At 65.7% G+C, this 23,980-nt stretch carries 21 protein-coding genes; 12 read left to right on the forward strand and 9 right to left on the reverse strand.

Annotated features, from left to right (window positions below; translation table 11 throughout):
- The first annotated feature begins 69 nt into the window (after positions 1-69).
- Positions 70-606, forward strand: a complete 537-nt coding sequence (locus ACKTSM_RS11300; protein ID WP_407874752.1) for a hypothetical protein — start codon at positions 70-72, stop codon at positions 604-606.
- Here ACKTSM_RS11300 and ACKTSM_RS11305 read toward each other — a convergent pair.
- Positions 554-2,692, reverse strand: coding sequence for a protein-disulfide reductase DsbD family protein (locus tag ACKTSM_RS11305; RefSeq protein WP_407874753.1), 2,139 nt, complete (start codon positions 2,690-2,692; stop codon positions 554-556). The two genes, ACKTSM_RS11300 and ACKTSM_RS11305, sit on opposite strands and share 53 nt — an antisense overlap.
- Before the next feature lie 49 nt (positions 2,693-2,741).
- On the opposite strand from ACKTSM_RS11305, the gene ACKTSM_RS11310 reads away from it, so the two are divergent.
- Positions 2,742-4,010, forward strand: a complete 1,269-nt coding sequence (locus ACKTSM_RS11310) for an FAD-dependent monooxygenase (RefSeq protein ID WP_407874754.1) — start codon at positions 2,742-2,744, stop codon at positions 4,008-4,010.
- Positions 4,011-4,017: 7 nt separating this feature from the next.
- Here ACKTSM_RS11310 and ACKTSM_RS11315 read toward each other — a convergent pair whose 3' ends face one another.
- From ACKTSM_RS11315 to hemC, 3 genes are all read right to left on the reverse strand, one after another.
- Complete coding sequence (locus ACKTSM_RS11315; RefSeq protein WP_407874755.1) at positions 4,018-4,923, reverse strand: hypothetical protein; 906 nt, start codon at positions 4,921-4,923, stop codon at positions 4,018-4,020.
- Between the two features lie 120 nt (positions 4,924-5,043).
- Positions 5,044-5,721, reverse strand: a complete 678-nt coding sequence (locus tag ACKTSM_RS11320; RefSeq protein WP_407874756.1) for a uroporphyrinogen-III synthase — start codon at positions 5,719-5,721, stop codon at positions 5,044-5,046.
- Positions 5,718-6,650: a hydroxymethylbilane synthase gene (hemC, locus tag ACKTSM_RS11325; RefSeq protein ID WP_407876360.1), complete on the reverse strand. Its 933-nt coding sequence runs from the start codon at positions 6,648-6,650 to the stop codon at positions 5,718-5,720. Before hemC ends, ACKTSM_RS11320 begins: the two co-directional genes overlap by 4 nt.
- A gap of 74 nt (positions 6,651-6,724) precedes the next feature.
- Here hemC and tsaD point away from each other — a divergent pair, with 74 nt between their 5' ends.
- The 9 genes from tsaD (at position 6,725) to ACKTSM_RS11370 (ending at position 16,588) form a co-directional block, all read left to right on the forward strand.
- Positions 6,725-7,780: a tRNA (adenosine(37)-N6)-threonylcarbamoyltransferase complex transferase subunit TsaD gene (gene tsaD, locus ACKTSM_RS11330; RefSeq protein ID WP_407874757.1), complete on the forward strand. Its 1,056-nt coding sequence runs from the start codon at positions 6,725-6,727 to the stop codon at positions 7,778-7,780.
- Entirely contained in the window at positions 7,777-8,784 is a 1,008-nt protein-coding gene (locus tag ACKTSM_RS11335; RefSeq protein ID WP_407874758.1) for an NAD(P)H-dependent glycerol-3-phosphate dehydrogenase, read from the forward strand. The genes tsaD and ACKTSM_RS11335 overlap by 4 nt, the downstream gene beginning before the upstream one ends.
- A 53-nt stretch (positions 8,785-8,837) precedes the next feature.
- Positions 8,838-10,340, forward strand: coding sequence for a lipopolysaccharide biosynthesis protein (locus ACKTSM_RS11340; protein ID WP_407876361.1), 1,503 nt, complete (start codon positions 8,838-8,840; stop codon positions 10,338-10,340).
- A gap of 118 nt (positions 10,341-10,458) precedes the next feature.
- Positions 10,459-12,237, forward strand: coding sequence for a vWA domain-containing protein (locus ACKTSM_RS11345; RefSeq protein WP_407874759.1), 1,779 nt, complete (start codon positions 10,459-10,461; stop codon positions 12,235-12,237).
- A gap of 161 nt (positions 12,238-12,398) precedes the next feature.
- On the forward strand, positions 12,399-13,070 hold the full coding sequence (locus tag ACKTSM_RS11350) for a hypothetical protein (RefSeq protein ID WP_407874760.1): 672 nt from the start codon (positions 12,399-12,401) through the stop codon (positions 13,068-13,070).
- Between the two features lie 80 nt (positions 13,071-13,150).
- A complete protein-coding gene (locus tag ACKTSM_RS11355; protein WP_407874761.1) occupies positions 13,151-13,522 on the forward strand; it encodes a response regulator in 372 nt (123 codons plus the stop codon).
- A gap of 200 nt (positions 13,523-13,722) precedes the next feature.
- Entirely contained in the window at positions 13,723-14,937 is a 1,215-nt protein-coding gene (locus ACKTSM_RS11360) for an acyl-CoA dehydrogenase (protein WP_407874762.1), read from the forward strand.
- Positions 14,934-15,581 (forward strand): maleylacetoacetate isomerase, encoded by a 648-nt coding sequence (gene maiA / locus ACKTSM_RS11365; protein ID WP_407874763.1) that lies wholly within the window; start codon positions 14,934-14,936, stop codon positions 15,579-15,581. Before ACKTSM_RS11360 ends, maiA begins: the two co-directional genes overlap by 4 nt.
- The gene (locus ACKTSM_RS11370) at positions 15,578-16,588 is read left to right on the forward strand and encodes a fumarylacetoacetate hydrolase family protein (protein WP_407874764.1); all 1,011 of its coding nucleotides are present in this window, start codon (positions 15,578-15,580) and stop codon (positions 16,586-16,588) included. Before maiA ends, ACKTSM_RS11370 begins: the two co-directional genes overlap by 4 nt.
- A gap of 89 nt (positions 16,589-16,677) precedes the next feature.
- Here the strand turns inward: ACKTSM_RS11370 and ald are convergent, their stop codons facing one another.
- Positions 16,678-17,760, reverse strand: a complete 1,083-nt coding sequence (ald, locus tag ACKTSM_RS11375; RefSeq protein WP_407874765.1) for an alanine dehydrogenase — start codon at positions 17,758-17,760, stop codon at positions 16,678-16,680.
- Between the two features lie 188 nt (positions 17,761-17,948).
- Here ald and ACKTSM_RS11380 point away from each other — a divergent pair, with 188 nt between their 5' ends.
- Positions 17,949-19,400, forward strand: a complete 1,452-nt coding sequence (locus ACKTSM_RS11380; protein WP_407874766.1) for an NAD-dependent succinate-semialdehyde dehydrogenase — start codon at positions 17,949-17,951, stop codon at positions 19,398-19,400.
- Between the two features lie 78 nt (positions 19,401-19,478).
- Here the strand turns inward: ACKTSM_RS11380 and ACKTSM_RS11385 are convergent, their stop codons facing one another.
- From ACKTSM_RS11385 to ACKTSM_RS11400, 4 genes are all read right to left on the reverse strand, one after another.
- Positions 19,479-19,640: a hypothetical protein gene (locus ACKTSM_RS11385; RefSeq protein WP_407874767.1), complete on the reverse strand. Its 162-nt coding sequence runs from the start codon at positions 19,638-19,640 to the stop codon at positions 19,479-19,481.
- A 182-nt stretch (positions 19,641-19,822) separates the two neighbouring features.
- Positions 19,823-20,986, reverse strand: a complete 1,164-nt coding sequence (locus ACKTSM_RS11390) for an alpha-hydroxy-acid oxidizing protein (RefSeq protein WP_407874768.1) — start codon at positions 20,984-20,986, stop codon at positions 19,823-19,825.
- Positions 20,987-21,100: 114 nt separating this feature from the next.
- Positions 21,101-21,817, reverse strand: a complete 717-nt coding sequence (locus ACKTSM_RS11395) for a hypothetical protein (protein WP_407874769.1) — start codon at positions 21,815-21,817, stop codon at positions 21,101-21,103.
- A 22-nt stretch (positions 21,818-21,839) separates the two neighbouring features.
- On the reverse strand, positions 21,840-23,951 hold the full coding sequence (locus ACKTSM_RS11400) for a CHASE2 domain-containing protein (protein ID WP_407874770.1): 2,112 nt from the start codon (positions 23,949-23,951) through the stop codon (positions 21,840-21,842).
- Positions 23,952-23,980 lie beyond the last annotated feature (29 nt).

The raw sequence follows: 23,980 nt of genomic DNA on the forward strand, positions 1-23,980 counted from the left end.
TGTGAATTTGCCTATCGCGCGTCGGACGGTCTAGTCGCGCTGCACACTCGCTGAAAAGAGCGCCTGAAATTGACTCGCACCCTGCCCACCCTCGTCGCATGCTGCACGCTGGCTACGATCGCCGCCTGCAAACCGCCGCCGACCGATGCCGACATGCGCCGGGACCTGCCCGCGAGCGAGCCCGTATTCGCCTCCGAGCCGCTGCCCTCGCCCGATATCGAAGGAGCGATCTGGGCGGTGTCGCCCAATGACAGCGCGCGGCTGATCTATGGCGTTCCCGGGCAGCCCGCGCTGGTCGCGCTCGAATGCCGGAATGAGGACGGCTCCTTGCCGAACATCAGCATCACGCGACTCGCTCCTGCCGACGAAGGTGCCGGGGCGCTGCTTGCCCTGGTCGGGAACGGCCATATCGGCAGGATCGCGGTCGATGCCATCGAAGTCGGGGGCCGCCGCGTGTGGCAGGGCGGGCGCCCGGCTTCCGACAGCGCGTGGGAGCCGCTCGCCGGTGCGCGCGCGGTGACGCTGACCGTGCCCGGCGCCGGCACCGTGACGCTCAATCGCGGACGGCTCGCGGGCGAATTTCTCGAGAAATGCCGCGCGCTCTAGCGGCTCGACGCGCGCGAAGGGCGCGTTCGGTCAGCATGTCGGCAGTGATGACCTGCGGCAATTGCTCGGCCTCGCCGCCCGGCTCGTACCACAGGTAGAGCGGCACGCCCGCCGCGCCCTGTTCGGTCAGGAAGCGGGTGATCGCCTCGTCGCCATCGGTCCAGTCGCCGACCATGGCGATCACGCCCGCATCGGCGAATGCCCTCGCGGTCGCCTCCCGCTCGATCGCGAGGCCCTCATTGACCTTGCAGGTGACGCACCAGTCGGCGGTGAACCATACGAACACCGGATTGCCCGAGGCCCGGGCCTCACCGAGCGCTTCGGCGCTGAAAGGTTGCGGGGCGAGCAGGCTTCGTGAAGCGGCGCTGCGTTGCTCGCCGGGATCGTAGGCGGCCGGCATGGCAAAGGCACCGAAGATCAGGAACGGCGCGGCGACGAGTCCGAAGGCAGGCCAGGCCATCTTGCCCGCCTGTTGCAGCTTGCCGACCACGAACAGCGCGAGCACGATCCCGAACAGCGTCACGAGCGCGAACAGCGCGAAGCCACGCCCGCCAAGCTGCACGGCAAGCCACAGCAGCGCGAGCGCCGTCAGCCCCATCGGGATCGCCATGGCGCGGCGGAAACGCTCCATCCATGGCCCCGGCCTTGGCAGCATGCGGCGCAGCGCCGGCACAAAGCCGAGCGCGAGGAACGGGAGGGCCAGACCCAGCCCCAGCGCCGCGAACAGCGCCAGCGCGAGCATGGTGGGAAGCAGCAAGGCTGCGCCAAGCGCGGCGGCCATGAACGGGCCCGTGCACGGCGTCGCCGCGACCGCCGCGAGCAGCCCGGTCGCGAAAGCCCCGCGCCGCGCACCGCCGCCGGTATCGATGCCCGGCAAGGCGAACACCCCCGCCAGGTTGGCGGTGATCACGCTCGCCAGCACCAGCAGCGCGATCACGAATGCGGGCTGTTGCAATTGAAAGGCCCAGCCGACCTGCTCGCCCGCCGCGCGCAGGGCCAGGAGCAGCCCACCGAGCGCGATACAGGCGAGAACGACCCCGGCGGTATAGGCCAACCCTTCGGCGCGCGCTGCTGCCTCGCTGCCTCCAGCGCGAACGAGCGACAAGGCCTTCAGGCTGAGGATCGGAAATACGCACGGCATGATGTTGAGAATGAGTCCGCCAACGAGCGCGCCCAGCAACAGCGTCCAGAGCGGCGGGATTCCGGCATATTCGACCGGTCCCGCGATCATTTCCCCGCCATCGGGCACCGGTCCTGCGATCGCGCCGAACCGAACCCCGGCACCGGTCCCGAACGACACGATGCCTTCGACCTCAGCCGGCAGTTCGGCTTGATAGCGATCCAGCAGAAGCTCGGCGACGAGGGTGTCCCCGGCCCTGCGGAACACTTGCGGCTCTGCATAGGCGACGAGGCCGGTATTGGCGATGAAGACATGCGGGTTGGCCAGCTCGACCGTCGCAGGCAGGGGAATCGCCAACCGAATGACATTGCCGCTTGCTTCGAAACTCGCAGCCGAAGCCAGTTTCGGAGCGATCTCGGACCGCCAGCGCGCGAAATCGCCGCCCTGCCGCGCTTCGAGCAGCGCATCCTGCGGCACACAAACCGTATCGGTGCAGGCGAGAAATTCGACGAAGCCCTCGATGCGCGGAAGTCCCGCGATATCGGCGTCATCGGGGACCGCGATCGGCATCAGAACCGCGTACTCGCCCTTGTAGATGTGGTTCATCAACGGTCCGCTGGGCAATTCCTGCACCAGTCTTTGCGGGACCGGGTAAAGCGGTGCGCCCATTGTCCAGCCCTCGGGCAAGGCCAGCCGCAAATCCATCCCGAGCCCTGCATCGCCCGGGTTCGACCAATAGCCGTGCCACTCATCGCTCGACGGGGTGAAGCGCAAGGCCAGCATCCAGGTCTCGCCCGCGCGCGGGGCGCCGTCGGCGTAAAGCGCGACCGCGATATTGTCATCGCCATAGCGCGGCTGGGCGGGAATGTCCTGGGCCCGTACGCCTGCCGCCCAGACGAGCGCCATTATGGCGAGCAGCAGCACTTTCACCCATGCATGCGGCGCAAATCGGGATGCAGCGAACAATCTTGCCTCTTGCCTGTCAGCCAACGTAGGAGCGCCTCTAGCGGGCCGAATGGCTATTCGCAAAGACAGCTTGAAGGGTTACGAGACGCGCATGGCCAATCCCGACACCGAGACACGCGACCTCCTGATCCTTGGCGGCGGGCTGGTGGGCATGACGCTCGCCCTTGCCGCAGCGCATCGCGGGCTATCGAGCCACGTGATCGACCGCGCTGACCCGGCCGATTTGACCCGCGAGGGATTCGATGATCGCGCCACCGCGATCTCGACCGCCAGCTGGCGATTGTTCCGCAATATCGGGCTTGCCGATGGTCTCGAAAAATTCGCCTGTGACATCGCCAGCATCGCGGTGACCGACCAGAACCGCCCGGGCCGGCTCGATTTCACCCCGGAAGCGCATGAAGGCACGCTGGGCAGGATGTTTCCCAATCGCCGCCTCCGGCTCGCGCTGTTCGAAGCGGCGGCGGCCCAGCCTCTGATCCACTGGGTCCCGAAAGCCGAGATCGCCAGCCGCGAACGCGGCGAATTCAGCGCCAGTGCCACGCTTGCCGATGGCCGCACGCTCAAGGGCCGGCTGATGGTCGCTGCGGAGGGACGCAATTCGCCCACGCGCGAGGAAGCCGGGATTGCGATTGCCAAGTGGGATTACAGCCACCGCGCAGTGATCGCGGGGCTTTCGCATTCCAGGCCGCACGGCAATGTCGCCTGGGAAATCTTCTATCCTGCCGGCCCGTTTGCGCTGCTGCCGATGCGCGACGATCCCGACGGCACGCACCGCTCCTCGCTGGTCTGGACCGTGTCCGAGGCCGATGGCGCGGGCGTGACCAAGCTGTCGGACCGCGCCTTCCTCGCCGAGGTGCAAAAGCGCATGGGCGATATTCTCGGCGAAGTCACTGGCGCAGGCCCACGGTCGAGCTGGCCGCTCGGCTTTCACCACACCGCCAAGATCACCGATACCCGGCTCGCCCTGGTGGGCGATGCGGCGCACGGCATCCACCCGATCGCGGGCCAGGGGCTCAACCTGGGCCTGCGCGATGTCGGCGCGCTGGTCGAAGTGATCGCGGACGGCATGCGGATAGGTCTCGACCCGGGCGATGCGCAATTGCTCAAGCGCTACGAGAACTGGCGCGGGCTGGACAGCTTCATGGTGGCGCTGGCAACCGACGGGCTGACCCGACTGTTCGGCGTTCCCGGCAGGACCGCGAGCGCTGTCAGACGGCTGGGCATGTCGGCGGTGCAACGCACGCCGCTGCTCAAGACCTTCTTCATGGACGAGGCGCGCGGTGTTTCGGGCGACCTGCCAGAATTGCTCAAGGCCTGAGACGCGCCTAGTCGTCGCCCGACTGGTCGACCGGGCTCGGCTGGTTGACGATATTGCCCGCCCCGTCGCGCAGTCCGCTCTGGTCGAGCACAGCCGCGGTCTCGATCACTTCGAGCGCCTGCATCGCGTCGCGATACCGAATGGCATCGGCGATCCAGCTCTCGGCCTGCTCGGCGCCGGGCATTGCGCTAATCTCGTCGATGGCATTTTGGAAACGTCCCTGTTCGAGCGCCGTGCGCGCGCGTTCGAGCCGCCTTTCAGGCTGCGGTGACGGCGTGCTCTCGCGACGGATCACGAAGAGCTGTGCCACCTCCTGCTTGAGCCTTTCCCAACTCATTCCCTCGTCGCGCTCGATCAATTCGGGTCCAAGCCCGTCGAGCCGCGCGGTGAGATTGTCGATGCGAATGGGATTGCGCGAGAAATTGATGATCGTGTTCACCGCATTGGGCCACTGGTCGGCGAACCGCAGCCGCAGCTGGTCGGCGAGATAACCCAGTTCCGCCCCGCGTTCGACCGCGCGACGGGTGGCAAAGGCGATCAGCAGCCCTTCGGCGCGCGCGGCATTGCCCGCGGCGGCCTGGGCCTGGAGATCGAGCCGCGCGAGCCTTTGCTCGGCGGCTGCCAGACGCTGATCGAGACCGCCTTGCTGCGCGGCGACATTGCGCACGGCAAGCGCAGCTTCCTCGCGGTCGCCTTCCTCCAGCGCGGCCACGGCATCGGCGAGCGGTGTCGGCGAGGCCGTGATCGCGGTGCTGGGCGAGGCGACCGGCTCGTTCGCTGCCGCTGCCATGTCAGCCGCCCCCGAAGGGTCGGCGGCAGCGATCACCGCATCGTCACGCGCACTCAGATTGTAATAGACCACGTATCCCACCAGCGCGCCGCCAGCGAGGAACGAGGCGAATGCAGCAAGCATGAAGCGCCTCGTCGAGGTCGGCTTCCTGCGGCTGCCAAAACGTGATTCCATCGGCGTGGTCGTTCCTGCGAATAATCAATCGCGGGGCCGGATCGTTATCCGTGCCCCTCCCATCGCTTTCTATAGGCACGCGCGGCGGACCATGTCCAACAAAGCGGCATCGCTGGGCGTGTCGCAAACGTGGATAGCGCGCCACCCATCGCCCGCCGCCGCGGCCACGCGCGGCCCGATCGCGGCCAGGGCGATGCGCGAGGGGTCGAGTTCGAGCCGACGCGCTTCTTTTGCCAATTGCGCCGCCGCACCGGCCGAGTGGAGCATGACGACAAGGTCATGTTGCTGCATGTCGCGCAGCGCCTCGGGCAGTGCGAGCGGGACAGCCTCGTAAGCAATGACCGTAGTGACAGAAACGCCTTCCGCTACGCCGAGCGGCACGTGCTCGGCCCCGGCGACCCGCAAGAGCCGCGAGGGCGGCCTGATCGTATCCGCCACGCTCTGAAGCCCGCCGCTCCCCACGGAGGCGACAGCGAAGCCGGCCCTGCGCGCGGCCTCGGCGGTGGCCTTGCCGACCGCGTGAACCGGTTTGCCGCCATATCGGCGCAGTTCTTCGCCCCCGTGGCGGATCGCATTGGCGCTGCCGACCAGCAGCGCATCGACCTGTTCGGGATCGGGACCGTGCCAGCCGCGCGGTTCGATCTCGCTCAGCGGATGACCGACCGCATCGAGACCCACGGCCCTTGCCCGCGCAAGCGTGTCGTCAAGCCCGGGCCGCGGGCGGGTCACGATCACCTTGGCCGTCACCTTTGCGCCGGCTCCTTGCCGAAATGCGCGGCAATATCCGGCGTTGCGCGCTTCAACAGGTCGCCTGCCAGGTCGGCTATCGCGCCAAGGTCACCCGGGCTGGCGGTGATCGCCGCACGAACGCATTCGCTCCCGTCGGGGCTGTAGAGCGCCGCATCGACCGCCAGCACGCCGTCCTTCATCCTGCACCAGGCGGCGACCGGCGAATGGCATGTCCCGCCCAGATGCGCGAGCAAAGCGCGCTCGGCTTCGAGTTCCCGGCGCGTCTCGCGGTGATCGATCGCGGCGAGAAGCGCGCGCACACCCTCGTCATCGGCGCGGCATTCGAGTGCGATCACGCCCTGCCCCGCGGCGGGCAGCCATTCATCGCAATCAAGCGGTGCGCCAAGTTCGCCCTGGCCGAGCCTTTCAAGCCCCGCAGCCGCGAGAAAGGTGACTTGCGCCTCCCCCGCTTCCAGCTTGGCCAGGCGGGTCGCGACATTTCCGCGCAGCGTCACCACCCGGCAATCGGGCCTGAGGCTGAGCAATTGCGCCGCCCGGCGCGGGGCCGATGTGCCGATCACCGCGCCTTGGGGAATGGCGGCGATCGAGCGGGCACCGACCAGGCAATCGCGGCGGTCGGCACGCACGAGGCAGGCCCCGAAGGCGAAGGCTCGCGGGCGAAGCGTTTCGACATCCTTGGCCGAATGGACCGACGCATCGATCCGTCCCTCTGCCAGCCAGGCATCGAGTTCCTTGGTCCACAGCGCCTTGCCGCCGATTTCGGCCAGCGGCCGGTCGAGCACCTTGTCCCCGCTCGCCACCACCGGCACCAGTTCGACCGCGTCCTCGTCCCAGCCATGGGCAGTGCAGAGCCGCTCGCGCGCCTCGCGCGCCTGCGCCATGGCAAGCGGCGAATTGCGGGTGCCGAGCCGGATCAGCGGGCGCATCGGGGCGGAAGATTGTTCGCTATCATTCATGGCCACGCTTGCCCTAGCGGGCACATCATCTAGATGGAAGCGCGATGGGAGCGCCGACACACACTGTGCTGGGTATCGAATCCAGCTGCGACGAGACCGCGATTGCGCTGGTCACTTCGGATCGCGAAATCCTTGCTCAGAGGATCGCGAGCCAGGAGGCCGAGCACGCGCCCTATGGCGGTGTCGTGCCCGAAATCGCCGCGCGCGCCCATGCCGAACGGCTTGCCCCGATGCTTTACGCGGTGATGGAGGATGCCGGGCTCGGCCTTGACCAGATCGATGCAGTCGCGGCCACTGCCGGGCCGGGCCTGATCGGCGGCGTTATGGTCGGCCTCGTCAGCGCCAAGGCGCTCGCCATGGCTGCGGACAAGCCCTTGATCGCGGTCAACCATCTCGAAGGCCACGCGCTCTCGCCGCGGCTCGCCGATCCCGCGCTCGGCTTTCCCTATCTCCTGCTACTCGTATCGGGCGGCCACTGCCAGGTGCTCGGCGTCGCTGGTGTCGGCCGCTATCGCCGGCTCGCAACCACGATCGACGATGCGCTTGGCGAAGCCTTCGACAAGACCGCCAAGATTCTCGGTCTCGGCTATCCGGGCGGTCCCGCGGTCGAGAAGCTGGCGCGCGAGGGCGACCCCCACGCGGTGCCGCTGCCGCGCCCGATGAAAGGGTCGAGCGAACCGCATTTCTCCTTTGCCGGCCTCAAGAGCGCGGTGCTGCGCGCCCATGACAGCGGCGAATATGCGTCCGCCGATATCGCGGCGAGCTTCCAGCAGGCCGCGGTGGAGTGCCTGCTCGACCGGCTCGATAAAGTGCTCTCACGCGAGGGGGAATTTCCGGCTCTGGTGGTTGCCGGCGGGGTCGCGGCCAATGCGCGCGTGCGCGGCGCTCTCGAAACCTTCGCCGCCAGCCGCGGCATGACCTTTTCCGCCCCGCCGATGGCGCTGTGCACCGACAATGCGGCGATGATCGCCTGGGCGGGATGCGAGAAACTGGCGATCGATCCTGACTTTGCAGGCGATCCTCTCGATATCAAGGCGCGGCCGCGATGGCCGCTCGACCCGGAGGCCGAGGCCGTGCGCGGGGCAGGAGTGAAGGCATGACGTCACAGGTGGGAGTGATCGGAGCGGGCGCGTGGGGCACCGCGCTGGCGCAGATGCTGGCGAGCGACGGGCGAGAGGTGACGCTGTGGGCCTATGAGGCGGAGGTGGTCAAAGCCATCAACGAAACGCGTCGCAACCCGCGATACCTGCCGAGCGCGGAATTGCACGACACGATCCGTGCAACTGGCACGCTGTCGGACCTTGCCGGGATCGACACTGTGCTCTCAGTGACGCCGGCGCAGGTGCTTGGCAACGTGCTCGTCCAGTTGGCAGAGCAACCGCGCGATCTTGTCCTGTGTTCCAAGGGGATCGAGGCAGGGACCGGGCGATTGATGAACGAAGTTGCCCGCCACGCAGCGCCCGGCGCCCAGATCGCGGTCTTGTCCGGCCCCACATTCGCGCACGAGGTCGCCGCCGGACTTCCCACCGCGGTCACGCTCGCCTGCGAAGGTGGCCGGGCGCAATGGGAGCGGCTGTCGCCGGTCATCGCGCGGCCCACCTTCCGCCCCTATTATTCGGACGACGTGACCGGCGCCGAGATCGGCGGGTCGATCAAGAACGTGCTCGCGATTGCCTGCGGCGTGGTCGAAGGGCTGGGGCTCGGACAGAATGCGCGCGCGGCGCTGATCGCGCGCGGCTATGCCGAGATGCTGCGCTTTGGCGAGAGCCTTGGTGCCGAGGCCGAGACCTTGGCGGGCCTGTGCGGGCTGGGCGACCTTGTTCTCACCTGCTCATCGACCTCGAGCCGCAATTTCTCGCTCGGCAAGGCGCTGGGCGAAGGGGCTTCGGCAGCCGAGCTCATGGCGGACCGCACCACGGTCGCAGAAGGAGCGCACACTGCGCCGGTGCTCGCCGAACTCGCGCAGAAACGGTCTATCGCCATGCCGATCGTCATCGCGGTCAATGCCATTCTCGCAGGCGCCTCGCCGCGGCGGGTGGTGGCAGACCTGCTCGCGCGGCCGCTGCGCGCCGAGGCCCATAGCGACCAGCCGGATATCGCGTGACCGACACCGTCTCATCACCGGGCCACGCCGAACCTGCCAAGGGCGGCGACGACATGGCGACACTCGCCAAGGGCGGGCGCACCAACACGATCGGCTTCCTCCTGCGCGCGCTGGGCGGCATCCCCTTCCTGTTTATCGGCTACCGGCTTTACGGGGTCGATGAAATGGGGCGTTTCGCAGTCGCCTTCGTGGTCATCGAGATTCTCGCGCTGATCTGCGCGCTGGGCGAAAAGCGCGGGCTCGCGCAGCGCCTGACCCTGGGTGCGGAGGAAGATGACGGCACGCGGGTCAATCTCGTCTTCGACGGGATGCTCGCCTCGCTCATCTTCTCGCTCATTGCCTGCGCGACCCTGGTGGCTTTCCCGGTGATCATCTTCCCCAGCGGTACCAACAGCGATCTCGACATGTGGATGATCGCCGCGATCCCGGCTTTCGCGCTGACCGAGATCCTCCTCGCGGCACAGGCCTATCGCTATGACATCGCCACGACAGTGCGCGCGCGTGCGCTGGTCGAACCATGGGTGAAATCGCTCGCCCTGGGGGTCTTGTTCTTCATTCCAATGCTCAGCGCAGGTGGCCTGGCGCTCGCATTCCTCGCCGCGATTTATGCGGCGTTCTTCACCGCGCTCTACGCCTTTCTCAGAACCTATGGCCTGCCCTCCGGCTGGCGCCCACGCCCGCGCTATCTGTCCAAGATGACCGCGCGCGCGCTGCCGTTGATCGGGGCCGACGTGATCGAGCGCGGCACGCGGCTGCTCGACGTGTTCCTGATCGGCCAGTCGGCTTCGGCAGCGACCGTTGGCATCTACTTCTTCGCCAAGGAGATCGTCTCGATCCCGCAAAAGCTCAAGCAGAGCTTCGAGCCGATCCTCTCGCCGGTCATCACCAAGAACCTCAAGATCGGCAATATGGAAGCGATCGCAGCACAGGTGCGCCAGGTCGGTTTCTGGATCATCGCCCTGCAGGTCGGCATCGCGCTGATGCTGGCCATCCCCGGCGAGGCGGTCATGGGGCTTGGCGGACCGGCGATCGTCGGAGGCACGGGCGCTCTGGCGATCCTGCTCGCCGCCGAGGTCGTCGCCTCGATGGCAGTCGTATCCGAAAGCGTGCTCGTCTATATCGCGCGCAAGCGCAACCTCGCGATCAGCGTCGGGATCATCCTCCTCCAGGGTGCTCTGACGATCGGGCTGATCATCCTCGCAGACCACCTGGGGCTTGGCGACGGGTTCAAGGCTGCGGGAGCGGCGACCGCCTTGTTCATCGCGCTGGGCACGTCGAGCCTGATCAAGGCGCTGGTGCTCAAGACCTTGCTCAAGGCGCCGGTATCGAACTGGCGCTGGGCGCTGGTCTATGCGTCTGCGCCAGCAGTCGTCGTCGGGTTCCTGTTCACCGAATTCACCCCCGAATGGGTCGAACTCGCCATTGGCGCGCCGACCATTCTCGCGGTCTATCTATGGGTCATATGGAAACGCGGCTTTGGCGAAGAGGACAAGGTCCTGTTCCGCAAGAAAGTGGTGCCGATCCCCGAGCCCGAGCAGACCCACTCAAAGCCCTGATCCAGGCGACCGCGCGGCATGGTGCGTCGCGTCATTTCAGCTACCTGACATCAGCGTTCAGTCGCGATTAACGCCCCGGGCGTGACCTTTCGTCAGGGTCATTGAAGGGGAGGTTTTCATGCAGGTTTCACGTCTTACCGGAATCGTTGCGCTGAGCTTGGCGATCGCGGCATGCGCGCCGCAATCGAGCGAGGTCGCGAGCACGGGCGACGCTGTGCCGGGCAAGACCGGCACCGCCACGGCCGCTCCGCCGCCACCTCCACCGCCGCCGCCGCCGCCGCCGCCGCCGCCGCCAGTGGCTGTCTCCGAGGCCGAACAGTCAATAACCGTCACCGGCTCGCGCCGAGTGCAATCGAACCTCGAGAGCGCGGCACCGGTCGCGGTGGTTTCCGCAGACCAGGCCGGACCAGGTCGCAACCGCTCGGGTGCGGTACGAGGCGCCGCGCCGCCGCCGCCGGGCTACACGGTTCCGCCGGTGGTCGTCCCCACCGATCCGGGCCGCGAGCGTTATGACGGCGAGGAAGTCTCGCCGGTCAAGCTCGCCAGCGCCGAACCGGTCAGCACGTTCAGCGTCGATGTCGACACCGGCGCCTATGCCAACACCCGCCGTTTCCTTTCGCAGGGTGCAATCCCGCCGCAAGCCGCGGTGCGGACCGAGGAAATGATCAATTATTTCCGCTACGATTATGACCGGCCCGAAAGCCGCGACATTCCCTTTTCGGTCACCACCGATGTCGCGCGCTCCCCGTGGAACGACGACACCTATCTGATGCGGATCGGGCTGCGCGGTTACGATATCGAGCGCGCCGAGCGTCCTCCCGCCAATCTCGTCTTCCTGATGGACGTGTCGGGATCGATGCGCAGCCCCGACAAGCTGCCGCTGGTAAAGACCGCGCTTTCGGGCCTTGCCGGCGAACTGGGCGAGGACGATCGCGTCTCGATCGTGGTCTATGCAGGGGCCGCGGGTCTCGTGCTCGAACCCACCAACGACATCCGCGAAATCCGCCGCGCGCTCGACAATCTGCGCGCGGGCGGATCGACCGCAGGCGGAGCGGGTCTGCAGCTCGCCTACAACATCGCCGAGGACAATTTCATCACCGGCGGGGTCAATCGCGTGATCCTTGCGACCGACGGCGATTTCAATGTCGGCGTGTCGAACCGCGATGCGCTGGTCAAGATGATCGAGGATTACCGCGACCGCGACATCACGCTCACCACGCTCGGCTTTGGCCAGGGCAATTACAACGAGGCGATGATGGAGCAGATCGCCAACAAGGGTAACGGCAATTACGCCTATATCGACAGCGCCCTCGAAGCGAAGAAGGTGCTCGGCGACGAAATGAGCTCGACCCTGTTCACGATCGCCAAGGACGTGAAGATTCAGGTCGAGTTCAACCCGGCGGTGATCAGTCAGTATCGCCTAGTCGGCTACGAGAACCGGGCCTTGCGCGAAGAGGATTTCGACAATGACGCTGTCGATGCAGGCGATATCGGCGCGGGCCACCAGGTCACCGCGATCTACGAGGTCGCGCTAGCCGGATCGCAGGGATGGATCGCGCCGCGCCGCTACGAGGACCGTCCCTCGTCCGCCGCGCTCGAGCGGGCCGCCGAAGCCGCGCATGTCAAGCTGCGGTTCAAGCTGCCCGACGGAGACACTTCGCGGCTGATCGACACCGTGGTCTCGCGCGGATCCTTTGCCAGGGCACGGGCCCCGCGCGGCGATTTTGCCTTCGCCGCATCGGTCGCTGCCTTCGGCCAGTTGCTGCGCGGCGATGAATTGATGATGGGCTTCACCCATGCGGATGTCGAACGTCTTGCCGGGCGGCAGAGCGATTTCCTGCGGCAGGAATTCATCGAACTCAACGCGCTGGCAGCAGGGATGCGCGGCGGCGGCTGACCCGCCTTTCTTCCCAACCTCTTCCTGACATAGCGAGCGGCCGGAACCTTGACGGGTCCCGGCCGCTTTCTTGCCGTGGACCTGCGCGCCGCACTTGCCGGGTGACGGGCACCGACATAGATAAACCGCCAACCCTTCTCGTCCCGATCCAAGGAGCTGACATGCCTTCCGAGAACCTTCAATACGCCATCCTGATCGCACTCGGCCTGCTGTTCGTCGTGCTGGCGATCTGGATGTTCATGCATTCCACCCGCAAGACGACGATCGTGGATGACGAGACCAGCGGGAGCGACGTGCTCGACGACGGCGCCCCGCCCGCGACGCGCAACCAGGCGCTGATCGATGCGCCCAATGCGGTCGAGCACACGATCGGGCAGACCTCTGCCAACGCCAACACGCAAGAGGTAGCGGCCGCCCGCGCCGATGCCGATGCCGAGGCCGGCGCGCATGTCGATGCGAGCCACGCCGCGCCCGGTGCGGCGCAATCCGCTGCCGATCCGTCACCTTCGCCCGCACCGACACCAGCACCCGCACCGGCACCCGCACCGGCAACCGCTCCGGCACCGGCAGGGGCAGCAGCGGACGCGACGGGAGCCGATGATCTCAGCCGGATCAAGGGCGTGGGACCAAAGCTCGTCGCGATGCTTCACCAGCACGGGATCACCCGCTTCGAACAGATCGCGAGCTGGTCCGACGACGATATCGCGCGCATCGATGCAACGCTCGGCCGGTTCAGCGGCCGGATCGAGCGCGATCATTGGGTCGAACAGGCGCGCCTGCTCTCCAGCGGCGACGAGACCGGCTTTGCCGAGCAGTTCGGTCGGAACCGGTGACGGTTTTAATGGAACCTATCGCCTCGGCGTGTGTTAATTGCTCAACACAGGGTCAGCATCCCATCAGGGGGGAACCAGTTGTGAGCCAGCGTATCCTAGTTGCCGAAGACGAAATGATCGTCGCGTTCGATCTGTGCGACACGGTCGAAGAAGCCGGATACAGGATCGAAGGGCCTCATGCCGGGATCAGTTCCGCCATGCTGGCTTTCCAGAAAGAAAAACCGGACCTCGCGATCCTCGATGTCAGCCTGTCCGATGGCGCGGTCTATCCCCTCGCGCAGAAACTCGCCGACGAAGACGTGCCGGTGATCTTTCATTCGGGCCGCCATTCGCCCGAGGAAATCCGCAAGCACTTTCCCAAGGCGACAACGCTGATCAAGCCCTGCCCGCCGACCGACGTGCTGCGTGCAGTCGATGCGGCCCTGAACCAGCCGGCCGCGACCGCCGCCTGACAACCCGCTCGCGCCACCTGCCGCTTTCGGCTTGCCAGGGCGAGCCTTGCTCCACCGCCGATCACCCCATGCGCCGCCCGAGTGCACGCTTGCATGCGCGACCGTGGTGCGGGCGCGCATTCGGGCCGCGCACAAGCCTTGATAGGCGGGGCCAAGCCTGCGAAAGCAGGCCGCGCCAAGACATGTTTCAGGAGCCATAAGTGCACGCCCCCTCGTCCCCCGAACTCGCCAGTGCCGGGCTTGTCCCGTTCAACTGGGAAGACCCTTTCGACCTCGAAACGCAGCTCACCGAAGACGAACGGATGATCCGCGATGCCGCGCGCGGCTTTGCCCAGAGCGAGCTCCAGCCGCGCGTTATCGAGGCATTCCGCAATGAGGCGAGTGCGCCCGAACTGTTCCCGATGATGGGCCAGGCGGGCCTCTTGGGCGCGACCATTCCCGAAGAATATGGCGGCGCCGAAGCCTCCTATGTTGCCTACGGGCTGATCGCGCGCGAAATCGAACGGGTGGACAGCGGCTATCGCTCGATGGCTAGCGTCCAGTCGAGCCTCGTGATGCACCCGATCTATACCTATGGCAGCGAGGAGCAGCGCCAGAAATACCTCCCCGGCCTCGCCTCGGGCGAGTTGATCGGCTGCTTCGGCCTGACCGAACCCGATGCCGGATCGGACCCTGCGGGGATGAAGACCTACGCCAAGAAGGACGGCGACGGCTACGTCATTTCCGGCTCGAAGACATGGATTTCCAATTCCCCCTTCGCCGATGTCTTCGTGGTCTGGGCCAAGAGCGAGGCGCATGACGGCGCGATCCGCGGCTTCGTGCTTGAAAAGGGCATGGAAGGGCTGTCCGCGCCCAAGATCGAGGGCAAGATTTCGCTTCGCGCGTCGCCCACGGGCATGATCGTTATGGACGAGGTGAAGCTGCCCGGCGACGCGCTGCTTCCCAATGTCTCCGGCCTCAAGGGGCCGTTCGGCTGCCTCAACCGCGCACGCTACGGCATCTCGTGGGGCGCGCTGGGCGCAGCGGAATTCTGCATGCACGCCGCGCGCCAATACGGGCTCGACCGCAAGCAGTTCGGCCGTCCGCTCGCCGCGACGCAGCTGTTCCAGAAAAAGCTCGCCGACATGCTCACCGATATCGCGCTGGGCCTTCAGGCGAGCCTGCGCGTCGGACGGCTGATGGACGAAGGCCGCTTCAGCCCCGACATGATCAGCGTGGTCAAACGCAACAATGTCGGCAAGGCGCTCGACATTGCCCGCACAGCGCGCGACATGCATGGCGGCAACGGCATTTCGGAAGAATACCAGGTGATCCGCCACGCCGTGAACCTGGAAACCGTCAATACCTATGAAGGCACGCACGATGTCCATGCGCTGATCCTGGGCCGTGCGATCACCGGGATTGCCGCGTTTTGAAGCTCCACGGCTATTATCGCTCATCGACCAGCTACCGGCTGCGGATCGCGCTCGAACTGAAAGGGCTGGCTTACGAACACGAGCCGGTGAATCTGCTCCAGGCGAAGCAGAAGGACCCCGCTTTCACGAGCCGCAACCCGTTCGCCAGCGTGCCGATGCTCGAAGCCGATGGCCGCGACCGCGCGCAGTCGATGGCGCTGATCGAATGGCTGGACGAAGCCTATCCTCAGCCCGCGCTGCTGCCTTCCGCCATCGAGGATCGCTACACCGCGCGCGAACTCGCCTATGCGATCGCGACCGAACTGCACGCGCCGCTGAACCTGCCGGTGCTCAAATATCTCAAGAACGAATATGGCCGCTCCGACGATGACGTGGGCACTTGGTATCGCCACTGGCTCGCACGCACGCTCGAACCGGTCGAACAGCGGCTCGCCCAGCTTGGAACGGGCGATTTCCTGTTCGATGCGCCCGGCCTGTTCGAGACGGTCCTCATTCCCCAGCTCTACAATGCGCGCCGCTTCGGATACGACCTGTCCCGGTCCCCGCGCATGTGCGCGATCGAAGCGGCCTGCAACGCGCTCGCTCCCTTCGAGCGCGCCCACCCCGACAACCAACCCGACAATCCCGAGAGGTCCGAACCATGAAGCTTGCAACCCTCAACGATGGCACCCGCGACGGAAAGCTCGTCGTCGTCTCGAAAGACCTCACCCGCTATTGCGCGGCTGACAATATCGCGCCTACGCTCCAGGCCGCGCTCGACGATTGGGAGCGGATCGCGCCCGAACTCGAAGTGCTGGCGCGCGATGTCGAGCACGAGGCGGTGCCGTGCGAACGGTTCCACGAACGCGAGGCGCATTCGCCGCTGCCGCGCGCTTATCAATGGGCCGACGGCTCGGCCTATATCAACCATGTCGAGCTGGTGCGTAATGCGCGCGATGCCGAGGTGCCCGAAAGCTTTTATCACGACCCGCTGATGTATCAGGGCGGATCGGACAATTTCCTCCCTCCCCGCGCCGATATCCCGCTGGGCGATGTCAAATGGGGCTGCGACATGGAAGGCGAAGTCGCGGTGATCACCGATGACGTGCCGATGGGCGTCAGCGCCGATGATGCCGCCGGCCACATCAAGCTGGTCATGCTGGTCAATGACGTGTCGCTGCGCGGCCTTATCCCGGGCGAACTCGCAAAGGGTTTCGGCTTTTTCCAGTCCAAGCCGGCCAGCGCCTTCTCGCCCGTCTGCGTCACTCCCGACGAACTCGGCGATGCTTGGAAGGATAGCCTCGTCCACCTCCCGCTCATGGTCGATTACAACGGCGAACCCTTTGGCCGGGCCGAGGTCGGCCAGGACGCGACCTTCAACATGGCGCAGCTGGTCGCTCACGCGGCGAAGACCCGCAATCTGGGCGCAGGCACGATTATCGGATCGGGCACGATCAGCAACAAGGGCAGCGATGGCGGTCCGGGCAAGCCGGTCTCCGAAGGGGGCGCGGGCTATTCGTGCATCGCCGAGATTCGCATGATCGAGACCATCCGCGATGGCGAGCCGAGCACCCGCTTCATGCGTCCGGGCGATACGGTGAAGATCGAGATGCGCGATGGCAACAACCACTCGATCTTCGGCAGTATCGAGCAGAAGGTGGTCGAGGCCTGAGCCACAACCACTTTGGCTGACCGACAAAAAAGGGGGGCTGCTCGCCCCCCTTTTCGTTGGTGTCGCTCAATTCGAGGCGGATGCCACGGTCAAAAGTTGAGGCTCTCGGCCACCGCTTCATTGACGATCTTGCCCTGGTGGACGTTGAGGCCGGGCTTGAGGTGGGGGTCCATCTTGCAGGCCTCGACCCCGTGCTTGGCGAGGGCGAGCCCGAAGGGCAGCGTCGCATTGTTGAGCGCATAGCTCGAGGTGAGCGGCACCGCGCCGGGCATGTTGGCGACGCAATAATGGATGATGCCGTCGACCTCGTAGGTCGGCTCCTGGTGCGTGGTGGGCTTCGACGTTTCGAAGCAGCCCCCCTGATCGATTGCGACATCGACCAGCACCGCGCGGTTCTTCATCAGCTTCAGGTCTTCGCGCGGCACGAGGTGCGGCGCGCTGGCCCCCGGGATCAGGACTGCGCCGACCACCACGTCGGCAGTCGCGAGCGCCTGCTCGATCGTGCCAGCCGTCGAATAACGCGTGCTCACGCGGCCTTGGAACATCTCGTCGAGCTGGCGCAGCCGCGGAAGCGAGCGGTCGAAAATCTCGACATTCGCGCCGAGGCCCACGGCCATGCGCGCCGCCTGCGTCCCGACGACACCGCCACCGAGCACCACGACCCGCGCGGGGAGAACGCCGGGGACGCCGCCCATCAGGGTGCCGCGGCCGCCATTGCTGGCGCGAAGGGCCTGCGCGCCCGCCTCGATCGAAAGGCGCCCTGCCACTTCGCTCATCGGGGCCAGCAGCGGCAGTCCGCCCTTGGCATCGGTGACAGTCTCGTAAGCGATCGCCGAAACGCCCGATTCCATCAGGCCGCGCGCCTGATCGGGGTCGGGAGCGAGGTGCAGATAGGTGAAAAGGATCTGATTTTCGCGCAGCTGAACCCATTCATTGGGCTGCGGCTCCTTGACCTTCACCACCATCTCGGCGCGGGCGAACACTTCTTCGGCGCTGTCGACGATCTCGGCGCCGATCTGGCGGTAGTCGTCATCGGTCTTGTCGATGCCAAGACCGGCACCGGTCTCGATGATTACCGAATGGCCTGCGCTCACATATTCGCGCGCTGCTTCGGGCGTGAGGCCGACACGGAATTCCTGCGGCTTGATCTCCTTGGGGACACCGACGAGCATGATTCTCTCCTGGGGAATGCGGTTTCGCGCCCCCGCTAGTCGAAGAGCCACAAGGTTTCAATTGAAACAAACCACGCCATTCGCCAGATAGGCAGCACAATTACGCGCGCAGCCTCATGGACAGGACTGCGCATGCGACGCCCCGATCCGGGGCCGATAACGGACAACACCAATTGCAGGAGCCTCCCATGACCGCTTACCCCCAAGTCAAGATGCTGATCGGCGGCGAATGGATTGCCGACGGCGGAGCCGGCTCCTTCGCGGTCAACAATCCCGCGAACGAACAGGAGGTCGGGCGCGCACCGAAGGTCTCGAAGGAGCAGCTCGACGCGGCAATCGAGGCTGCCAATGCCGCGTTCCCTTCGTGGAGCCGCACGCCGGGGATCGAGCGTTATCGCATCATCCGCAAGGCCGCAGAACTCTTGCGCGAGCGGGCCGAGGGCATCGCCAGGGTCATGACGCTCGAAATGGGCAAGCCGCACGCCCAGGCCCTGGGCGAAACCCAGGGCGCGGCCGACCTCATTGACTTTCTCGCCGAGGAAGCCAAGCGCCAGGGCGGCAGGCTGGTGCCGGTGCGCAGCCACTCGCTGCTCGAACAGCGCGTGACCCAGGTGCCGATCGGACCCGCGGCGCTGTTCACCCCGTGGAACTTCCCCGTGAACCTGCCTGCCAAGAAGCTCGGCGGCGCGCTCTCCGCCGGGTGCACCTGCGTGCTCAAGCCTGCCGAGACCACGCCTGCCACCACGCAATTGCTGGTCGAATGTTTCGTGGATGCCGGGCTTCCCGATGGCGTGCTCAACCTCGTCTATGGCGACCCGGCGATGATTTCCGAGCAGCTGCTCACCAATCCCGCGATCCGCAAGGCCAGCTTCACCGGCTCGACCGCGGTCGGAAAGCAGCTGGGCGCGCTCGCGGCGCAGAACCTGGTGCGCTACACCGCCGAACTCGGCGGCCATGCTCCTGTGGTCGTCGGCGAAAGCGCCGATTTCGAACGCACCGTGGCAGCCTGTGCGGGGACCAAGTTCCGCAATGCAGGGCAAGTCTGCGTCTCGCCCACGCGTTTCCTCGTCGCGCGCGGCATCTACGATCGCTTCGTTTCCGAATTTGCCGCGCGTTCGCAGAAGCTCAAGGTCGGCGATGCCAGCAGCGATGACAGCGTCGACATGGGCCCGCTCGCCCATGCCGGCCGCGTGTCCGCGATGCAGGATCTGATGGGATCGCTCGGCGGCAAAAAGGGCGAGATTGTCGCCGGCGGCAAGGCGATCGAGGGGCCGGGCCATTTCTTCGAGCCCACCGTCATCGCCAATCCGTCAGCCGATTCGCGCCTGATGACCGAAGAGCCTTTCGGCCCGGTGGCAGGGATCGTGCCCTATGACGACATCGAGGACGCGGTGCGCATCGCCAATTCGCTTCGCTATGGCCTCGCCGCCTACGCTTTCACCGGCTCGCTCGACGAAAGCCACTATCTCGGCGACAATTTGCGCGCGGGCATGGTCGCGATCAATCACTTCGCGGTCGGTTCGCCCGAGACACCGTTTGGCGGCACGGGCGATAGCGGGTTCGGGTCGGAAAGCGGGCTGGAAGGCTATCTCGGCTATACCGAAACCAAGCTGGTCACGGTCGCCAAGTCGGGAACCTGAACAGGCAGACACGGCCCGCGACAAGGTATCGCGGGCCGTGACTAATCAATTCTGGCAATGTGACAGGCTGGCAACCCGTCAGCGGCGCAGCGAGAGCCGGCTGAGCAAGCGCTGCCAGCGGCTGGCGGTCGGCATCGGACGGATGCGGCCATAACGCGCCTGGCGTGAAAATTCGTCGCCGAAGCAAACGGTCCGGCCCATCTGGTCTGGCCCGGATGAAATGATTGTTGGTCTCTCCATGGTTCTCGCCCCGGTTCGCGCCCCGTTATGCGCAGGTAACTAACACCGAATCTGTGGAAAACTGAGTCCGAATTTGACCGATCGGTCATTTCGTGCGCCGAAGCGTCAAGACCGATTGCGATTCTTCGCGCCAAGACTTTGTCAGTGCAAGATTTTTTTCGATTTCAATCGCACTTCGCAAATCAGCCGGTGCGGCGAACTCCGGCTCCGCGCACGGCGGCAAGGCTGGGATAGCCGTTGACCGCCATCAACAGGTCCGCCTCGGCAAGGATCGATCGCAGAACCCATGCCGCGCCCTCGGCCCCGCCAATCGCGAGCCCATATGTGTAGGGCCTGCCCACCCCGACGGCCCGCGCGCCCATGGCGAGCGCCTTGACAGCATCGGTGCCCGAACGGATCCCGCTGTCGAACAGAACCGGCAGATCGCCTGCCGCTTCGACGACATCGCCGAGCAGGTCGATCGTTGCGATCCCGCCATTGGCCTGCCTGCCGCCATGGTTCGAACAATAGATCGCGTCCGCGCCGTGATCGATCGCCTTCTTCACGTCTTCAGCATGACAGATGCCCTTCAGCACGATCGGAAGGTCGGTGACCGATTTGAAGAAGGCCATGTCCTCCCACGTCAGCACCTGCCCGAAGATCGCGGCGAACAGGAAAATCGCCGCTTTCGGGTCCTCCTCGGGCGGCTTGTCGAGCATCGAGCGAAAGACCGGATCAGTGAAATAGTTCTGCATCACCTTGCCGCGCAATTGCGGAAAATTCGACGCGTTGAGATCGCGTGGGCGCCAGCCGGTGAGCCATGTGTCGAGCGTGACCACGATCGCCTTCGCGCCCGATTTTTCCGCCCGCTGGATCAGGCTGGTCGCAAGTTCGCGATTGCGCGGAGTGTAGAGCTGGAAAAAGGCGGGCGTATCGCCGCAGGCTTCGAATACGTCCTCCATCGGGTCGTTTCCGAGAGTGGAGACGCACAGCGGCACGCCGGTCATGGCCGATGCGCGCGCGGCGGCCATGTCGCCGTGGCGGTCCTGCGTCGCTTCGCCATTAAGGCCGATCGGGGCCATGAAAAGCGGGCTCGGCAAGGTCATGCCGAACAATTCGATCGACAGGTCGCGCTCGGAGCAATCGACCATCATGCGCGGTATCATGCCCCAATGGTGGAAGGCGCGGGCATTGGTGTCCTGCGTGTGCTCGTCCCCGCAACCGCCGGCCACGTAATTGGTCATCATCGGGCCGAGCGCCTCGTGCGCGCGTGCCTCGAGCGTGGCGAAATCGACCGGGTAATCGGGCAGGATGCCTTGCAGACCGGCATTGTAGATCTCGTTCTGCATTCCGCCGTAATTCTGCATCGCGCGCGTCCTCTCCCCTCGACGCCGCGGTCACCGGAACGGGTTCCGCGGCACGGCGATCAGACCTGATCGCGCGGGCTGGAGCAAGTCTTTTTGCCCAGGTGGTTGGGTGCCCTAGCTCGCCTCTTCGTCGAGAGTGTCGGCAAGCAGCGCGAACTGTTCGGTGCATCCCTTTTCAAGCAATGCCTGTGCGAGCGAGGCCGAGTCGCCATAGTCGCCGTCGAACTGGACGAAGCGCACATTCACCGTGGAGCGTTCGGCCTGCCTGCCGCTGGCCGGGGAGAGGATCGCATAATCTGTATCAGTCTTTATCGATACCACGTCCTGGTCGAGCTCGCGTACCAGCTCGGCGCCGACAAAGGTCACGTCGAGTGCGGTGTCGGATGCGATATCGACGATACTGTAGGTTTCGGCCCCCTCGGCCGCCGGGCGCCAGAGCTGGATCGCGTCCATGTCGTACAGGCACACGGGTCCGCCCACGGACAGGTTTACCGTCCACAGACTGCGCGCAGGAGCGGTTTCCGGTGCGACCGGCGTTCCGCGCACAGCCCCCGTGCGTGGCCTGGCGCGTGCGCCGCGCCGGGTGAGCCTTGAGAACCGCTGCGACGGGCGCGCCCCTTCGCCAATTCGGAAAGTGCCCGGGCCTTCCATCACGCTCGTGCCCCTGTCGGTCAGCACGGTGATGCGGTCGCCGGCCCGAAGGACTACCCTCGAACCGTCTGCAACCTGGCGGCCGACCGGATATTCGCTTGCCGAAGGGCCGGTGGATTTCACAACCACCCCGGCGCTCGCCGCGCCCGGTATTGCGATTGCCGCGCCGGCAATAGCCACCCCAATCAGCCTGGCTTTCCATTTATCCGAGAACATAAGCTCCCCCATCGTTCAGATTTCGCATTCGCTCGCTGTAATGGCGTAGCGCCTCATCGTCGGGATGCATAGCAGACACCTCGTCGATCAATTGCATGGCTACGTCATGTTTGCTGTCTGAAAGCTGAGCGGCTTTTGCGAGTTTCTGCCGGTCGCTTTCAGGCAATTCGGGCTTGGGTTGATAGATATCAACGGGTTGCGCGCGGCCCCTGAGAACGATTCTGCCCATCGGAACCCAGATGTCGGCTTCGGCCCGCTCGATCAGTTCGCGGCTCGCGGAAACCGACGAGCAGAGCGGCTTGTTTGCCGCCTCGAGCCGGGCGGCGGTGTTCATGCTGTCGCCGAGCGCCGTGTACTGGATGCGCGAGTCCCCGCCGAAATTGCCCACCACGGCCTCGCCGAAATGCAGACCCACGCGGGTCTTGCCGATAAGCGGAAGGTCGGGATCCCTCGCCGCGACCTCTGCACGGAAACGCTCGCCTGCCTGCCAGACCGCGTGACCCGCCTCGAGCGCGCGCTTCGCATCGTCTGCCCGCGCGATCGGCGCGCCCCAGAATGCCACCACCGCATCGCCGACATATTTGTCGATCACGCCGCCATGATCGAGCACCACCTGGCTGAGCATCTCCAGATAGCGATTGAGCAGCGTCGCAACCATTTCCGGCGCGATCGCGTGGCTCATCTTGGTGAAGCCCTCGAGGTCGGAGAACATCACGCAAATCTCGCGTTTCTCGCCGCCCAGGGTGAGCAAATCGGGTTCGTCGATGATCTGCTGGGCGATGTCGCGCGGGATGTATTTGCCCAGCGCGCCCTGCGCGAAACTGCGCTGCGCCGCTCCCGCAGAACGCGCCGCGGATGTGACCGAGGTGAAGGCGATGATCCAGCCCAGCAGCCACCCCACCGCGGGCAGTCCATAAGTATCGACGCCGCGAAAATGCAGGAGGAAGGGGATCCCCACGAACAGCACCGCGAGCACCATCAGCAAAGGCACCAGCCGTGCCGCCGGCCATTCGAGCAGCGCGGTCAGCACCGCGGTAAGCACCACCAGCACCGCCATCGCCCACAGCGCCCATTCGGGAATTGAGGGCATGACCTTGCCATCGAGCATTTGCGCGATGATCTCGCCGTGGACCGACAATCCCGAAGGCTCGAAACCGGTCCATGCGGTGAACGGTGTGGTCACCCGGTCGTAATCGAGGATGTCCCCGCCGATCAGGACATACCGGTCGCTGACGAATTGCTCACCGACGAATTCGGCAATGGCGGGGTCGAGATCGAGGAACAGTTCGATCGATACCGTGGGAAAGAGCGGCTCCTCGACATCTGCGCGCTCGCCTTCGGCTGGCTCCTCGTCACCGTCCTGCCCCGCGCGCAAGGGGCGGCGAAAATTGATCGCGCCCTCATAGTTTTCGAAAGCCTCGTAGGGGCCGTCCGCATCGGCGAGCATGGCGCGGCCAAGCAAGGGCGGCAACTCGGGCATGATTTCGGGCCAGACCCGCGTGGCCCCGAAGCTCTCATCGAGCCGAATGCTCGCGGGCCGCGCATTCGACCCTTCGAGCGCGGCCATGAATTCCTCGAGATAAAGCTGCTGTTCGTATCCGATATCGTTTTCGTTGGTCGCGACATTGGCATAGGCGACGAGGACCGGCGTCTGCATCGAACGCAGCGCGTCGATCAATTGCTGGTCCTCGGCCTGGGGCTGGTCGAAAAGGATATCGATCCCGATCGCCTTGGCGCCCATCGTGTCGAGATTGCGCAAGGCCTCGGCCAGCGCATCGCGCGGGAGCGGTGAGCGTTTTTCAAGATTGATCAGCGCCTGGTCATCATAGACCACCAGCGAAATCCGCTCGTCCTGCTCGACCAACTCCGCCGCGAGCCAGGCGCGCATGTCGTAAAGGCCCTGTTCGGCATCGCTGGTGAGCGGGGTTGCGCCGAGCCCTGCGGGGAGCATCCAGCTGTAGCGGGCGATGAAGATCGCGATCAACACAAGCGCACAGGTCGCCGCCAATTGCAGCTTGCCCGCCTCGCGAACGCTGCGCCAGCCGCGCGCCAGCAGGCCGCCGCGCGCTTTCCTGTCCCCGCCCTCTTGCGTCATCATTCCTCCCGCTGCCCCCGCCCCTTCGCAGC

The sequence above is a fragment of the Qipengyuania nanhaisediminis genome (genome assembly GCF_045862805.1).
Lineage (GTDB): Bacteria > Pseudomonadota > Alphaproteobacteria > Sphingomonadales > Sphingomonadaceae > Erythrobacter > Erythrobacter nanhaisediminis_A.